Origin of the sequence: Arthrobacter sp. AG258 (assembly GCF_004364695.1) — a bacterium.
Taxonomy (GTDB): Bacteria; Actinomycetota; Actinomycetes; order Actinomycetales; family Micrococcaceae; genus Arthrobacter.
In genome coordinates, this window is the sequence record NZ_SOBI01000001.1 from 537,608 (window position 1) to 552,491 (window position 14,884).

General features: G+C 67.5%; 15 protein-coding genes. 5 read left to right on the forward strand and 10 right to left on the reverse strand.

Going from position 1 to position 14,884, the window contains the following annotated elements; all coding sequences use genetic code 11:
* Positions 1–140: 140 nt before the first annotated feature.
* Complete coding sequence (locus DFO47_RS02550; protein ID WP_133830564.1) at positions 141–581, forward strand: hotdog fold thioesterase; 441 nt, start codon at positions 141–143, stop codon at positions 579–581.
* A gap of 41 nt (positions 582–622) precedes the next feature.
* On the opposite strand, the gene DFO47_RS02555 is transcribed toward DFO47_RS02550, so the two are convergent.
* From DFO47_RS02555 to DFO47_RS02565, 3 genes are all read right to left on the reverse strand, one after another.
* A complete protein-coding gene (locus DFO47_RS02555; RefSeq protein WP_133830565.1) occupies positions 623–2,779 on the reverse strand; it encodes a trypsin-like serine protease in 2,157 nt (718 codons plus the stop codon).
* 95 nt (positions 2,780–2,874) lie between these two features.
* Positions 2,875–3,585: a tyrosine-protein phosphatase gene (locus DFO47_RS02560; RefSeq protein WP_133830566.1), complete on the reverse strand. Its 711-nt coding sequence runs from the start codon at positions 3,583–3,585 to the stop codon at positions 2,875–2,877.
* Between the two features lie 82 nt (positions 3,586–3,667).
* Positions 3,668–4,288 (reverse strand): GNAT family protein, encoded by a 621-nt coding sequence (locus DFO47_RS02565; RefSeq protein WP_133830567.1) that lies wholly within the window; start codon positions 4,286–4,288, stop codon positions 3,668–3,670.
* A gap of 76 nt (positions 4,289–4,364) precedes the next feature.
* Here DFO47_RS02565 and DFO47_RS02570 point away from each other — a divergent pair, with 76 nt between their 5' ends.
* On the forward strand, positions 4,365–4,598 hold the full coding sequence (locus DFO47_RS02570) for a DUF6480 family protein (protein ID WP_109045221.1): 234 nt from the start codon (positions 4,365–4,367) through the stop codon (positions 4,596–4,598).
* A 12-nt stretch (positions 4,599–4,610) separates the two neighbouring features.
* Here DFO47_RS02570 and DFO47_RS02575 read toward each other — a convergent pair whose 3' ends face one another.
* From DFO47_RS02575 to DFO47_RS02590, 4 genes are all read right to left on the reverse strand, one after another.
* Entirely contained in the window at positions 4,611–5,483 is an 873-nt protein-coding gene (locus DFO47_RS02575) for a 3-hydroxyacyl-CoA dehydrogenase family protein (RefSeq protein WP_133830568.1), read from the reverse strand.
* Between the two features lie 3 nt (positions 5,484–5,486).
* A complete protein-coding gene (locus DFO47_RS02580; protein WP_133830569.1) occupies positions 5,487–6,290 on the reverse strand; it encodes an enoyl-CoA hydratase/isomerase family protein in 804 nt (267 codons plus the stop codon).
* Positions 6,290–7,516, reverse strand: a complete 1,227-nt coding sequence (locus DFO47_RS02585) for a thiolase family protein (protein ID WP_133830570.1) — start codon at positions 7,514–7,516, stop codon at positions 6,290–6,292. Before DFO47_RS02585 ends, DFO47_RS02580 begins: the two co-directional genes overlap by 1 nt.
* A gap of 117 nt (positions 7,517–7,633) precedes the next feature.
* Positions 7,634–8,308 carry a pentapeptide repeat-containing protein gene (locus DFO47_RS02590; RefSeq protein ID WP_133830571.1) on the reverse strand — a complete coding sequence of 225 codons (675 nt, stop codon included), beginning with the start codon at positions 8,306–8,308 and terminating at the stop codon, positions 7,634–7,636.
* 102 nt (positions 8,309–8,410) lie between these two features.
* On the opposite strand from DFO47_RS02590, the gene DFO47_RS02595 reads away from it, so the two are divergent.
* Positions 8,411–8,587, forward strand: a complete 177-nt coding sequence (locus tag DFO47_RS02595) for a CsbD family protein (protein ID WP_133830572.1) — start codon at positions 8,411–8,413, stop codon at positions 8,585–8,587.
* A 105-nt stretch (positions 8,588–8,692) separates the two neighbouring features.
* On the opposite strand, the gene DFO47_RS02600 is transcribed toward DFO47_RS02595, so the two are convergent.
* Complete coding sequence (locus tag DFO47_RS02600; protein WP_133830670.1) at positions 8,693–9,748, reverse strand: DNA polymerase IV; 1,056 nt, start codon at positions 9,746–9,748, stop codon at positions 8,693–8,695.
* A 112-nt stretch (positions 9,749–9,860) separates the two neighbouring features.
* Here DFO47_RS02600 and DFO47_RS02605 point away from each other — a divergent pair, with 112 nt between their 5' ends.
* Positions 9,861–10,595 (forward strand): dienelactone hydrolase family protein, encoded by a 735-nt coding sequence (locus DFO47_RS02605; RefSeq protein ID WP_018761747.1) that lies wholly within the window; start codon positions 9,861–9,863, stop codon positions 10,593–10,595.
* 100 nt (positions 10,596–10,695) lie between these two features.
* Here DFO47_RS02605 and DFO47_RS02610 read toward each other — a convergent pair whose 3' ends face one another.
* Entirely contained in the window at positions 10,696–12,156 is a 1,461-nt protein-coding gene (locus tag DFO47_RS02610) for an amino acid permease (protein WP_018761748.1), read from the reverse strand.
* A gap of 204 nt (positions 12,157–12,360) precedes the next feature.
* On the opposite strand from DFO47_RS02610, the gene DFO47_RS02615 reads away from it, so the two are divergent.
* Positions 12,361–13,122 carry a type II CAAX endopeptidase family protein gene (locus DFO47_RS02615; RefSeq protein WP_109045217.1) on the forward strand — a complete coding sequence of 254 codons (762 nt, stop codon included), beginning with the start codon at positions 12,361–12,363 and terminating at the stop codon, positions 13,120–13,122.
* 21 nt (positions 13,123–13,143) lie between these two features.
* Here the strand turns inward: DFO47_RS02615 and DFO47_RS02620 are convergent, their stop codons facing one another.
* Positions 13,144–14,868, reverse strand: a complete 1,725-nt coding sequence (locus tag DFO47_RS02620; protein WP_133830573.1) for a hypothetical protein — start codon at positions 14,866–14,868, stop codon at positions 13,144–13,146.
* Positions 14,869–14,884 lie beyond the last annotated feature (16 nt).

Sequence of the window (14,884 nt, forward strand, 5' to 3'; positions counted from 1 at the left end):
CGTTGACGGGTCCTTCCAACGCTGGGGCAGGCAAACAACAGTCATTACTGACCGTCCGTTCGGTAATATATTCACCATACATGAAGTGCCGTGCCGCACACTAGAAGGCCGGGACTGAAATGGATACCGAAGGAGAACGAATGAGCGCCCCACACGAGGATTCCGGCGACAACCAGCCGTCGCAGCATGAACTCTGGAAAATCACGCTGGGCGAGCTGGACGAAAAGATGGGCGTGAAGATCCTGGAGGAGTCCGTGGAGCGGGTGGTGGCCACCATGCCGGTGGAGGGAAACCGGCAGTCCTTCGGCCTGCTGCACGGCGGCGCTTCGCTGGCCGTCGGCGAGGCCGTGGGCTCCTGGGCCGCCGTGATCCACGCGAGCACCATGGGCAAGACCGCTGTGGGGGTGGACGTATCCGCCACCCACCACCGGTCCGCACGGGAGGGCCAGGTCACCATCACGGCCACGCCTATCCACCTGGGCGGCACACTGACCACGCACGAGGTGCTGATCACCAACGAGGCGGGCCAGCGGCTCTGCACCCTGCGCATTACAAACCTGCTGATGCGGCGCCACAAGTAACGGTGGTTGAGCCCGTCCCCGGTGGTTGAGCCTGTCGGAACCTAGTCCGATCCCCGCTTCCGGCGCCTGACCAGCACCATAAGCACGATCCCGACGGCGACCGCGGCAGCGGCAGCGACGGCTGCGGGCACCAACGCCGTCGCGCCGGTGTAGGCCAGGCCGCCCGCATCCGCAGAACCGTTGCCGCCTGTGATCGCCAGGCCGGCAGGCGAAGTACTTGGTGCCGGGGTACTGGGTGCCGGGGTACTGGCCGGGGGCGTGACGACGGCGGCCGGGCTGGTCTGGGCCGGTGACGGGGCCGCGGTGGCCTGGGTGGGTGACGGGGATGCGGTAGCGATGCTGGCGGGAGGACTCGTGGGAGCCGGCGGGGCAGGGCTCGACGGCGGGGCAGGGCTGGTGGGAGCCGGCGGGGTGGCCGCGAACTCAAAGGTGGTGGTGCCCGACCGGCTGTACCCGTTGACGGTCTCGGCCGTGAAGTGGAGCAGATCCTTGCCTTGCGGTGCGGTGAAGCTCCAGTTGCCGGCGGCGTCCACGGGGACCTCGAACGGGCCTTGGCCCTGGAGGGTGATCCGGACCTTGGACCCGGCGGCGATGGCTGACGCCGGGGCCGCGGCAACGGTGCCAGCGATGGTTTGGCCGGAATCATAGGTGCCGCCGGCCGCCGGCGCGGTAACGGAAGGCTTGTTGAGGAACAGTTCCAGCTGGTAGCCGGGAAGTACGGCCAAGCTGTTCCGTAAGGTGGCGCCGACGGCGAAGTTTTGGATCACGTTGCCGTTTTGGTCCGGGGTGTCCCCTGCCGAGTGGGTGCCCACGGCGTAGTTGCCGCTGACGTAGGGGCCCCCGGAGTCTCCCCCGCTGGACTGCACCCCGTAGGAAAGGAACCCGTTGAACGCGCGGATGTCTTTCTTGTCCGAGGCGTAGCCCGGGCCCGGCACGATGAAGATGCCGACGGCGTCAACCGTTCCGCAGGACCAGGCGGAGGTCCGTCCCGAGCGGCAAATGGGCATTCCCACAACGGGGTCTTCGGATCCGATGATCTTGACGTCGGGCCCGGGCTGGGACGGGTTCCCCCACGTGCTGGTCGCGGGAAGGGGATCGATGTCCTGCCGCAGCGACTGGATCACCGAGATGTCCGTCCCCACATTGCCAGGGTTGGTTACCGCCGTCTGGTCCGGAGCGATGGGAGTGGTGGGGTCGAGCACGCGGGTGTTCCCCGGGCCGCCGAACTGGCTGAAGCCGAACTTCCCCAGCAGGCCCGCCGGCACGCCTTGGAACTCCAGGGTGGCTGTCTTGGCGGCACCATCCGAAGCGCAGTGCCCCGCGGTCAGGACAGTGGGCAGGCCTGTGGGGTCGAAGGCGGAGAAACCGGTGGAACACACATAGCCGATATCGCTCTGGTACCCGATGCCGCCTGCGACGTCCGCCTCGGATTTGAGCGGCGTACCGCCGTCGAGCTCGACGTTGGCATAGCGGGACACGAACTGGGCCGGAGTGACCTTTCCGGCCCCCGGCGAGGCCGACTCCGACGGCGAGGGCGACGGCGCTGCCGACGGCGAGGACGACGTCGCTGGTTCTGGCGACAATGCCTCCGGCGCATTGATCCCGCCCGTCCTGATCACGAACTTTCCGCCGGCGTACATCACCGCCTGCAGGCCCTGCGGCCCAACGTCGCGGAGATAGGCCTGGAAGAGCTGCTCCGTGCTGACCGCCAGTTCGGACCTGGTGCCGGCGTCGGGCGCCTCGAGGGACAAACCGGAAATAGTGCCGGCGAGGGCGGCAACGGCGGTCTTAAGCTCACGTCCTGAACCGCTGACCGTAATTGATCCATGCTCGATCCGGATTCCCACGTAGCCCGGGACCTGGCGCAGCTGGACGGCCGCCTGCGCTGCCTGGGCACCGAGTTGTCCGGCAGCCTCGAACTGTTGGGGGGTGAGCTTGAGGTCCCGCTGCACGGCGTCGTCGAGGGCGGCCTGCGAAAGTGCGGTTGGTGCCGGCGCCGGGGACGCCGGGGCTGTCGTTCCCGAAGCCGGGCTGGGGGACGCTGTACCCTGACTCGGCGAGGCCGGAGTGGGGGACGATTCACCGGCAGCAAAAGCGGGAACGGCTGCGTACGCGGAGGATGCCAGCACGCCGGCAGCGGCGCCCAAGGCGAGCCCCCGCCGCAGCGTGACAGCACTAAACCCCAGGTCATGCGCCATTGAAGCTTTTTTCCTCGGTGCTGCTGTTGAGCTCATGTCCGTCTCTCTGCCGGTCAACGTGACCGAGGAAACAACAGTATCTCAGGTCACATGCGTCACACTGGTCCCATTGTATCTACGCTGTCCTGGCAACAGGCCAGGACAGCCTCGAGTTCTACTGCGGTGAGGCCGTTGGCCAGAAGGTAGTGGCGGGTATCCAGGTCCCGGACAAACCTGGCCACGGTGAGCCCCCGTTGTTCCAGCAAGGGCTCGAGTTCACCGGCGGCCAGGTAGCGTTCGCGGCTGTGCGGCGGCCCGTGCGTGCGGTACCTCTCGTTGATGCCGCGTGCCGCCCGCCGGTAGCCCTCTGCGATCGCTTCGTCGGAATCGCCTGCGAGGTCCTGGACCATGGCGGCCACCATTCCACTGCGGTCCCGGCCGGCGGCGCAGTGCAGCAGGACATCCCCCTTGGGTGCGGCGTGGGCGATGGCCCGGAAGACGCCCACCAGCTTTTCCGGGAAGAGGCGGGCGTTCACGGCGTAATGCCCGGGGTCGTTCAAATACGGCCCGGTGATGGCGGTGAAGCGCGGATCACCGGCCTCTTCCGTGGGCGCCTGGACCACGTCGATGTCCGGCATGGACGTGTCCGGGACCACCGGGTCGGTGTCCCGGCGCCGGCCTTCCGCTGCGTTGCGGAGATCGACGACGGTGCGGACGCCGTCGTCGAACACCTGCCGCCACCCGGACGCCGTCAGCCACTCACGCCGACCCATCCGGTAGATGCCGCCCGAAATGTGCCAGGCGTTGACAGCTCCATCCCAGTTCATGGGCCCGCCCCGTTTGCTCATCCGCCCAGCTAATCACACGGTGCTGGGAGCCGCATGCCGCACGGGAAGACTTTTGGCGTCATCAGCGGGCAGCCGGGCCGCGGCGGTCCAGCCGGTACTCGAGCCCGGCGCGGACGGCGGGCCATTCGTGGTCCAGGATGGAGAACACCACGGTGTCGCGCAGGTTCCCGTCGCTGGTCCGGGAGTGGCTGCGCAGTACGCCGTCCTGCTTGGCACCGAGCCGGGCGATGGCCTCCCGCGACTGGTGGTTCAGCCAGTGGGTGCGGAACTCCACCGCCGGGCAGCCCACGGCCTCGAAGGCGTGCCCGAGCAGCAGGAGCTTGGAGTCCGGGTTCGTTCCGGTCCCCTGCACGGAGGCCGCGTTCCACGTGGAGCCGATCTCCACGCGGGGCGTGGCGGCGTCGATGTTCATGTAGGTGGTCATGCCGATGATGCGGCCCGGGCCGCCGGTTTCCGCATCGATCAGGCGGGTGGTGAACGGCAGCATTGACCCTTGGTCCTGCAGTGCCAGCCGCCGCCTGATTTCGGCGGCCATCCCATCAGGGGCCGGCACCGAGGTGTACCAGAGCTTCCAGAGCTCACCATCCCTGGTGGCCTCCACCAGGCCGTCGTGATGCTCCTCCGCGAGCGGCTCCAGGATTACGTGCCGGCCGGTCAGGGTAAGGGGTTCAAGGAAAGTCACTGCACCAGCCTAGGCCCACCGGTTCGGTGCCGGTTACGCTTGGGCAAGCACGTGGACGGCGAGCGAGGGAGTCATTGTGTCAGGTACCAATCCGGATCCGGAAGACGACAAGATCACCGGTCTGGAGCCCGGCGGCGGCGTTCCGCCCGGCGAAACCCCGCCGGGCGAAGCATCCACGGTCGGGCCCCATGGCACGGAGGAGCGCGGGCCGGGCAAGGGCACGCAGTTCCTCTGGATTGCCATCATCGGGGTGGTCGTCCTGCTCTGCCTGCTGTATTTCATCGGCTACATCGTGGGCTTCTTCGACTAACGCGGGCGGCCGCTAGCTGGGCCAGTCGAAGAAGCCTTTGCCGGTCTTGCGGCCCAGTTCCCCGCGGGCCACCTTATCGCGCAGGATCTGCGGGGGTGCGAACCGGTCACCCAGGGTGGACTGCAGGTATTCGGCGATACCCAGGCGGACGTCCAGGCCCACGATGTCCGTGGTCCGGAGCGGCCCGGTGGGGTGTTTGTAGCCCAGCACCATGGCGTTGTCGATGTCCTCGGCCGAGGCTACGCCTTCCTCGACCATGCGCATGGCCTCCAACGCGATGGCAACGCCCAGCCGGGAGGACGCGAACCCCGGCGCGTCATTGACGACGACGGCGGTCTTGCCGAGTGCCTCCACCCACCTCTTCGCCTCCACAGCGAGTCCGGGCGAGGTGTGCTCGCCCAGCACCACCTCGATGAGCGTGGAAGCGGGCACCGGGTTGAAGAAATGCAGCCCCAGGAAATTGCCCGGCCGCCTCAGCTCCTTCGCGAGCCCGTTCACGGACAGCGAGGACGTATTGGATGCCAGGCAGGCGTCTTCCGCCAGCCGCTCCTCGATGCCCCGCAACGCCGTAACTTTCAGGTCCCAGTCTTCCGGGACGGCTTCCACCACCAGTTGGCGGTCCTTGAAGGCGTCATAGTCCACGCCGACGGCCAGGCGGGAGACCATTTCGTCCAGGTTTGCGTCCGTTGCCCCGCGCTCGATGCTCTTTGCCGCCGCGGATTCCACCCGTTCCCGTGCCGCCTCCGCAGCCTGCTCGTCGCGTTCCACCACCAGCACGTCGGCGCCCTTGACCAGGAATGCATGGGCGATCCCGGCGCCCATCCGGCCACCGCCCAGGACACCCACCCGGGCCGGGAGGGCTGGAGTCAGTTGCGATTCGCTCATGGTCTACTTTCTGTCTGCGGGGTTGGCGGGGTTGGCCTTCTTCCGGGCGCTGCGGTCGAGGAACGCCTGCATGCGGTCGAACTTGGCCTGGGATTCGAAGAGGATGCCCTGGGCCAGCTGGTCGATCAGCGGGTGGGCTTCCGCGGGGGCGTGGAACACGGATTTGGTGATGCGGACGGCCAGGGGGTCCTGGCGCCCGATCCTGTCGGCAAGGCTTTGGGCCGCGGCCAGCAGGTCCGCGGGGTCGTGGATCTCGGTAATGAGGTTGGCCGCCCGTGCCTCGTCGGCGCCGAGGACCAGGCCGGCCAGAAGGATCTGCTTTGCCAGCGGTTCACCCACGAGTTCCCTGAGCCGCCAGCTGGCGCCTGCCGCGGCCAGGATGCCCAGGCCCGTTTCGGGATTGCCGATGCGCACGGTGGGGGTGCCGATCCGGAAGTCCGCCGCGTAGGCCAGTTCCGCGCCGCCACCCAGGCAGTAGCCGTCCAGCGCGGCGATGACCGGCATGGGCAGCTTCGCAATCCGGACGAAGATGGTGGAGTTGATCCCCTGCAGGGCGTCATCCCGCCGCCGTTCGCGCAGCTGGGCGATGTCTGCCCCGGAGGCGAACACCCCGTCCACCCCAGCAATGATCAGGATCCTGGGATTCTGTTCCAGCGCTGCGCACACGGTGTGGAGTTCGTCCACCATCTGCTGGTCGATGGCGTTCTTTACCTCGGGCCGGTTGAGCAGCACCACCACACGGTCGTCCCGTTCCTCCACTTTGAGGGCGGAGAACACTTCGGCGGCAAGGTCCACTGCGGCGGCCATCAGATTTTCTCCAGCAGCATGGCGGTGCCTTGGCCGACGCCGACGCACATGGTGGCGAGGCCGATTTTGGCGTCCTCGCGTTCCATCCGCCCCAGCAGGGTGATGGCGATCCGGGACCCGCTCGAGCCGAGCGGGTGACCCAGCGCGATGGCGCCGCCGTCGCGGTTCACGATGTCCGGATCCAGGCCCAGACGCCGGATGGAGGCCAGTGACTGGGTGGCAAAAGCTTCATTGAGTTCGACGGCGGACAGGTCACCAACGCTTAGGCCGCTGCGCTTGAGCACTTTCTGCGTGGCGGGGACAGGACCGATGCCCATGATCTCGGGTTCGCAGCCGGCGGAAGCGCCGTCGATGATGCGTGCCCGCGGGGTCAGGCCCAGCCGTTCGATGGCTGCCTCCGAGGCCACAATGATGGCCGAGGCGCCGTCGTTGAGCGAGGACGAGTTTCCGGCGGTGACCACGGAGCCGCCCGGTGCTACCGGCCGGAGGGCAGCGAGAACGTCGAGGCTCGTGCCGGGGCGGGGCCCTTCGTCCGTGTCCACCACCGTTTCGGACTTGCGCGTCTTCACCGTGACGGGGACGATCTCGTCCTTGAAGCGCCCGGCGGCGATGGCCTCGAGGGCACGCTGGTGCGAGCGGACGGCAAATGCGTCCGCATCCTCGCGGGAGATGCCATCCACTCGGGCTACTTCTTCCGCCGTTTCCGGCATCGAGTAGGTCATCTTCCCGTCGCGGGAGAGGCCGCCCTGCTGGAACTGCGGGTTGGTGAAGCGCCAGCCGATGGAGGTGTCGAAGATCTGGCCTGGCTTGGCAAAGGCGGCTGTGGGCTTTTCCTGCACCCATGGTGCCCGGCTCATGGATTCCACGCCGCCCGCGATGACGATGTCCGCGGCTCCGGCCTTGATCATGTGGCTCGCCTGGATGATGGCGCTCAGTCCGGAGGCGCACAGCCGGTTGACCGTAATGCCCGGGATGTGGAGCGGAAGGCCTGCCAGCAGGGTGGCCATGCGGGCAACGTTCCGGTTCTCCTCCCCTGCGCCGTTGGCGTTGCCCAGGATCACCTCGTCGATGCTTTCCGGGTCCAGGCCGGCGCGTTCCACGGCTTCGCGGACCACCAGGGCGGCGAGGTCGTCCGGCCGCACGGCGGACAAGGCACCCCCGTACCGGCCCACCGGCGTTCGGACCCCGCCAACAAGGAAAGCCTGCGGACCTGCGGTTGCAGCCATGGATACACCCTTCACGCGATAAACAGCACTGTCATCGGCGGCCGGCACAGCGGATGCACCACTTACCGACCGTTCGTTCTGTAAATGGTACACGGCAAGGTTCCGCTCCGCACCCGGCTAAAGGACTGTGACGCCCAGGTGCGCGGCGATCAGCGGCGCCAGGAGGCCCAGCTGGTACTCGTCAACAACCAGGCCGGAGAGGCTGCCCAGCCCGCTGATCTTGCGGAATCCGGTCCCGCGGATGTCGAAATCCTTCAGCTTGGCGCCGGCCAGGTCCAGGGATCCAATGGTGCAGTCCTCGAGCCTTACCCGGACGGCTCCGGCGGCGCCAAGGTCCAGTTCATTGATGATGCACCCGCTGATCAGCACATCCGTGAGCTTGGCACCACGCAGGTTCAGGAAGTCCACCTTGCCGCCGTCGATCCGTACGGACTGGCAGCCGGTTTCGTACAGTTCCGCTGAACCCAGCCGGGGGTTGCGGAGCTCCACGTCCTGCCAGGTGCTGCGGGCACCGCGGAAAACGGGGGCGTACAGCTCGGCCAGGATGCAGTCACGGAAGGATGCTCCCCGGAGCTGCGCGTCGTTGAAGGACACGGCATCGAACCGGCACTCGGAAAAGACAGACCCGCCCAGGTCGAATCCCTCTGCGTCCGCGCGGCTAAACCGGACCCCTTCGTGCCGCTCGCCGCGCCGGAAGGCGGCGTCCGCCTGGTCTTCGAGGTCAGTGAGCTCCACCGGTGAAACCCGGGGTGCCTGCACCCCGGCCGGCCCCCGTCCGCGCTTTTTCTCCATCCCCCGAGCCTAGCCCGCCCGCCCCATCCCTTGAATTAGTAAGCAAGCTTCGTTTATGGTGAAAATGTAAACGATCGACGGAAACGGAAGGAGGCCGGCACCATGGGCCTCGGAGACAAGATCCGCAACGAAGCCGAAGAACTTGGCGGCAAAGCAAAGGAAGCTGCCGGCAACGTCACCCACAATGACCGTCTCAAGGCTGAAGGCCAGGCGGACCAGGTCAAGGCGGATGCCAAGAAGGTGGGCGAAAGCGTCAAGGACGAGTTCAAGCGCGACTGACAGCCACGCTGCTGCTGCCGCAGCGAACGGCGTGCTGCATCAGCCCGACGGCGGCGGATCGGACAGATCCGCCGCCGTTCCGCTGTCCACACCCATCGGGCAAAATCACCAGCCGCTGCGGGTGGGAGTGTGGCCCTGGCGGGAATCCTCCGGCATGGTCATTTCCGCCCGCAGCCCGAGCAGCCGGACAGGACGACCGGGCTCGATCTTCGCGGCAAGCTCCAGGGCGTGTGCGAGCACTTCCGCAGGGGCGGACGTTGCGGGGATCTTCCGGCCGTACGTTGTGGTGGTGAACGGCGCATAGCGCACCTTCAGGGTGAGGCCGACCACCGGCCGCTCTTCCGCGGCGACATCGTCCATGACGTGCGTTGCCAATTCCCTGAGGGCCCCGTCAATGTCCGCCGCCTCCGTCAGGTCGCGCTGAAAGGTGGTTTCCCGGCTGTGTCCCCGGGCCACCCACGGTGTGTCATCAACCACCCGCGACCCTTCGCCCCGTCCCAGCTGGGCGTACCACGGGCCCATCTTGGGACCGAACTCGGGCACCAGGTCCGCAGGGTTGGCCGCCGCGAGCTCGGCAACAGTTTTGATGCCAAGGGTGGCGAGCCGCCGCGACACCGCTTTTCCCACGCCCCACAGATCGATTGTGGGCCTGTCCCCCATCACGTGGAGCCAGTTCCCTTCCGTCAGCCGGAAGATGCCTGCGGGCTTGCCGAACCCCGTGGCCACCTTGGCCCGGACCAGGGTGTCCCCGATGCCGATGCTGCAGTGCAGCCTGGTTTCCGCCAGGACGGCGAGCTGCAGCTGCCTGGCGATATCTTCGGGGACGCCGCCCTCGATCCCCACGAAGGCTTCGTCCCATCCCAGCACCTGGACCGTGGCGCCGGGCTGCGAGCGCAGGACCGCCATCACTTTCTCGGACGCGTCAAGGTATGCCTCATGATCCACGGGCAGGATGACCGCGTCCGGCACCTTCCGCGCGGCGATGCGCAGCGGCATGCCGGAGCCCACGCCGTAGGCCCTGGCTTCGTAGGACGCCGTGGACACCACGGCACGTTCGGTGGGGTCGCCGCGGCCACCCACGATCACGGGCTTGCCCGCGAGCTCCGGCCTGCGGAGCACTTCGACGGCAGCGATGAACTGGTCCAGGTCCACGTGCAGCACCCATGGTTCGTTCACAGCCCCAGTCTGCCCGGGCCAGGCGCCGCGCACCAGCGTCCCGGGGCCCGCGGTTGGATCCGCACAGTAAATGCATACTGCCCGGTTAGCCTTAGCCATGACCTACGTTGACCTCAGCGCCGAAAGCGCCACCGCCGGCGGCTCGCCTTCCTTGGGCGGCTATCTTGCCACGCCGGAGGGCCAAGGCCCTTTCCCCGGCGTCGTAATGATCCACGAGGCCTTTGGCCTGACCGACCAGACCCGCAGGCACGCCGACAGGATGGCCCGGGCCGGCTACCTGACCTTGGCAGTGGATCTGTTCAGCGAGGGCGGGGCGCGCCGCTGCCTGGTCAGCACCATGCGCAGCATGACTGCCGGCACCGGCAGGGCATTCACGGACATCGCCACGGCGCGGAAGTGGCTTGCCGCCTCCCCGCAATCAACCGGAAAAACCGGCGTGATCGGTTTTTGCATGGGCGGCGGCTTCGCGCTGCTGGTGGCCAAGGACGGTTTCGACGCAGCCGCGGTCAATTACGGTCGCCTGCCCGGCAACCTGGACGACGCCCTCCGCGGCGCCTGCCCCATCGTGGCCAACTACGGCGGCGCGGACAGGCCCCTGAAGGGGGCCGCTGCCCGGCTCGAATCAGCCCTGGACAGGCTGGGAATCGAACACAGCGTCAAGGAGTTCCCCGGCGCCGGCCACGCCTTCCTGAACGACACCGACGAAGGACCCGTGGTCCTTCGCCCGCTCATGCGCGTGATGGGCATCGGGCCGGACCCGGACTCCGCCCCGGAGGCCTGGCAGCGGATCGAGGACTACTTTGCCCGCCACCTGAAGGACTCCGCTGCCTGACGCACCGGGCCCGCCCGGACATCAAGGAGGAAACGCCGACGGCGGACCGCCCCACCCAAGGGACGGCCCGCCGTCGAACGTTGCTCAGGAAGATCCGGCGTCAGCTGTAGAGCTCGCTCTTGGGCTGGTTGCCCTTGACCTTCTGCCAGCCAAGCCACAGGACCACCGCGAAGAACGGGATGGTGGCCAGCGTCCAGAGGCCCAGGTAGAACACCTCGCCGTCCTTGCTGGTCATGGTGTCGAAGCCAATGAGCACGGTGATGGCCAGCAGGCCCAGCAGGCCGGCCCAACTGGTCCACGGCGAACCCGGCATCGGCAGGGTGGACGTGATGCCCTTGCGGCGGCGCAACACGATTTGGCTCGCGAAGATGGAGCCCCAGCAGAAGATCACGCCGATCGAGGCGGTGTTCAAGGCGAGGTCGAACGCGTGCGAGCCGCCCAGCCAGATGTTCAGCAGGATGCCCACCAGGTAGAACGCGGCGATCGCAAGGATGGCGGCATACGGGACGTGCCGCTTGGACATGCGGGTGAGCCACTGCGGGGCGTGGCCGTTGTTGGCCATGGTGCGGAAGACGCGGCCGATCGAGTAGAGCCCGGAGTTGCAGGAGGAGAGGGCGGCGGTGATCACGATCATGTTCATCACGTCACCCACCCAGCCCAGGCCCATCTGGCCGAAGACGGTAACGAACGGGGAGGTGCCGGCCTTGTACTGGTCCGAGGGCAGCAGCATCGCCAGCAGCAGGACGGAGCCCACGTAGAACACCACGATGCGCAGTACCACGGCGCGGATCGCCTTGGGCACCTCGCGTTCCGGCTTTTGCATCTCGCCGGCAGTGACGCCGACCAGCTCGATGCCATTGTAGGCAAAGATGACGGCATTCAGGACCAGGACCATCACCAGCGCGCCCTTGGGGAACATGCCGCCCTCGGCCGCGAAGAGGTTGTTGACGGAGGCGTGCCCGTCACCCACTTGGGCGTTGGTGACCACCATGAACGTGCCCACCACCAGGAAGGTCAGGATGGCGCCCACCTTGAGGCAGGATGCCCAGAATTCGAACTCGCCGAACGCCTTGACGCTCAGGAGGTTCACGGCCACGAGGAGCGCCAGCGCGGCGATGGCCGAGGCTTCCACGGGGACATTGGGGAAGAAGAACTGGAAGTACAGGCCGATCGCGATGAGCTCGGCGATGCCGGTCATGCCCCAGTTGATGAAGTACATCCAGCCGGACATGTACGCGCCCTTTTTGCCGAACATCTCGCCGGCGTAGCTCACCAGGGAGCCTGAGGTCTGCCGGTACATGATGAGTTCGCCCAGGGCCCGCATGAGCAGGTAGGCGATGACGCCGGCGATGGCGTAGGAGAAGATCAGGGCCGGGCCGGTGGAGGCGAGCCGGCCGCCGGCTCCCATGAAGAGGCCCACGCCGATGGCGCCGCCCATGGCGATCATGGTGACGTGGCGTCGGCCCAGGGTCTTGCTGTAGCCCTCGGCGCTGAGGGAGGAGTCGACGGCGGCGGTTGCCGCGGCGGTGTTCTTGAGGTCTGTGGGGGTACTTTGAGGCACAACTGTTCCTTGTGGGTTGGGGGTTGGCCGCATCCGGAATCCGTATGATACGGCTCACAAAATTCGGCCTTAATGCCAAGAAACCAGCGATTGTGAGCGTAAATCATCGAGTAGCCGAAGCTTCACGCGGCCTGTCCATCCTACAAGACCGGGCGCCGGGTACGTGACGCGCGCTACACGGCACCCCCGGCGATAGGCTGAAGCATGGCCACAGCCCATCGCATACCACCCGCTCCACAGCCACAGCTGTACCGTTTTTCCCGACTGGACCTGGCGGCGCTCTGCCTCTACGTGGCCATCGCGGGATTCTTCGCTGCGGCCGGCGACCTGGTGGCCCCTTTCCTGCGGCAGATTGCGCCGTCCCCGGCCGCCGCCTCGTATGCGGTGAACCTGCTGTTCTATTCCTCGGTGGGAATCGTGGCGCTGTTGGCCGCCCGGAAAGTAGTGGCGCGCGACCTCAAAGTCCTGGCGACCCGGCCGTGGTTCACCCTGCTAATGGTTCCGTCCGCGGTCATCGCGATGCTGGTCCTGACCGCGGTCCTGGTGGCGCTGAACGGGCAGGTGGAAACGTCCGCCAACCAGGCAGGCCTGCAGGCCCTGATACAGCAGGTGCCGCCCTGGCTCATGGTGCCGCTGTTGGTGGTGGTGGGACCATTCGTGGAGGAATACATCTTCCGCCACCTGCTGATCGGCAAGCTGGGCAGGCGGGTGAACATCTGGATCTGCTGCGTCCTCTCGGCAGTGCTGTTCGCGGCGATGCACATCGTGGGGCAGGAGGCCATCACCCTCACGGCACTGCTTCCCTACCTGGCCATGGGGGCCACGCTGGTGTTCGTCTACGTATGGACCGGGAAGAACGTCATGTTTTCCTATTTCGTCCACGCCGCCAAGAACCTGCTGGCCGTGGTCCTGGTCTACTCCATCCCGCCGGAACTGTTCGAGCAGATGCAGCACGTCCAGGCGTAAGCCGCCGCTCAGTCCCGGCGCTCAGTCCGCCAGAGTGTACCCGCGCACCGTGAAGCGGTGCGTGCCGCTGGTCCGCCCCGTGATGTAGACCTTGGTGCCGCCGGCCGCGTTCGTGCCGCCCAGGTAGCGGTAGCTTTCACCCGGGTTGTAGGTGGCAGGAGTATCCGGATCTGCGGGCAGCCCGGGTCCAAACTCAATCACGTCCGTGCCCACCCGGTACGTGCCGGTACCGCCCAGCAGCTGGAAGGTTCCGTGCGCACCTGCCGGCTCCACGCCGTCGAGCACCCCGCCGGGCTGGAAGGTCAGCTCGAGCGCGAAAGCCGTGTGCGTTCCTTCGAACCCAATGTCCAGGCCTACCTCCCCGCCTGCTGCCTTGATCCTGATCTCCGTGGCAAGCCAGTGGACGTCGGCGGCGCGCGAACTGAACTCCATGCCGGCGCTGAACCGGCCTTCATGCTCCAGGGCGTATATGCCATCCGGGCGCTGCCTGGCCGGCGGCAGGGGCTGGTAGAAGTTGGCTTCCAGCTGCTCGGCGAGCACCAGCACGCCGCCCTGCCGCACCGTGTCCTGGCTGCGGAAAGGGCCCAGGTCGAAGAAGCTCCTGGACAGCCGCAGATCGGACAGCACGGCCGCGCCGTGCCCGAAGCGGAGGAAGGTGGGGTTGGTGGCAAGCCCGGAGCCGACGCCCGGAACCAGGGGGTCGCAGCCGCCGAACACGGTGGCCACGGACCCTGCTCCGCGGAACCGGTAGGCGCCGCAACTCTCGAGCGCCGCCGCGGCCGGAGCGAGGGGTGCCGGCAGCGCGGCGGCGTGCGACGGCGGATCGGCAGGCAGGGCCGCTGACAGCCAGGGGTCCAGCCGGGTGAGGGCAAGCAGTTTCGCGGGCTCGTGCAGGGGCAGCCGGGCCAGCCAGGTGGCTGCCGCGGCGAAATCGGCCCGGCCGTCCTGGGCCGCCAGCCGGCGGTACAGGTGAAGGAACGGGGCGGCGCCGAATTGCATCCACTGGTCCTGCCGGCGGGAGAAGACGGATTCCACGGTGCCGTCGGCGTTGAACCAGGGCAGGAAGGCGGCGAGGTTCCGCCGGACGTGGTCCAGGAGGTCCGTCCGGCCCGTGGCGTCCGCGATGGTCAGCAGCGAGGGATTGGTCACGGCAGTGGCGTACAAGGGGCTGCGCTCGGAGTACATGCCGTCGGGGAGCTGGTCGATGCCCTCGGCCAGCCATTGTTCGATCCGGGCGCCGATGTCCTGCCGCGGGTGCAGCGTGTTGATCTGCGCCAGGGCGGCGGAGAGCTCCCAGCGGTGGTTTGGGGTGTGGACGCCGCCTGCCACCATGGCGTCAACGGACGTGGCGATGATGGCCTCGAGCCGCTCGTCCACCTCCGCCAGTAGGTGGTCCGGGGTTTCCGTTGCGCGGACCAGCCGCACCGCCAGGCAGGCGTCGTTCAGGGTGAACGCGGAGTCCGGCGGCGAGGACAGGTTGGTGCCGTCGAACAGGCCGGTGGGCCCTTGGAGGGTCTCCAACCGGTCCAGGCACCGCCGCATCGCCGTGGCAAGGGTTTCCTGCGCGAAGTAGCCGGAGCCGGGCTCGGTGAACACGGCGGCCAGGGCCAGCAGCCTGGCCATGGCCGGCCGGTGCGCCAAGGCCCGCACGTCGTCGTCGTGGGCTGCCAGGAACGCCGCGACCTCCCGGTCCGCTTCTGCCGCCACCCGCGCCTGGAAGGCTGTGTCCGTTGTTGCTGTCTGCACTGTTGCTGCCTTTCAC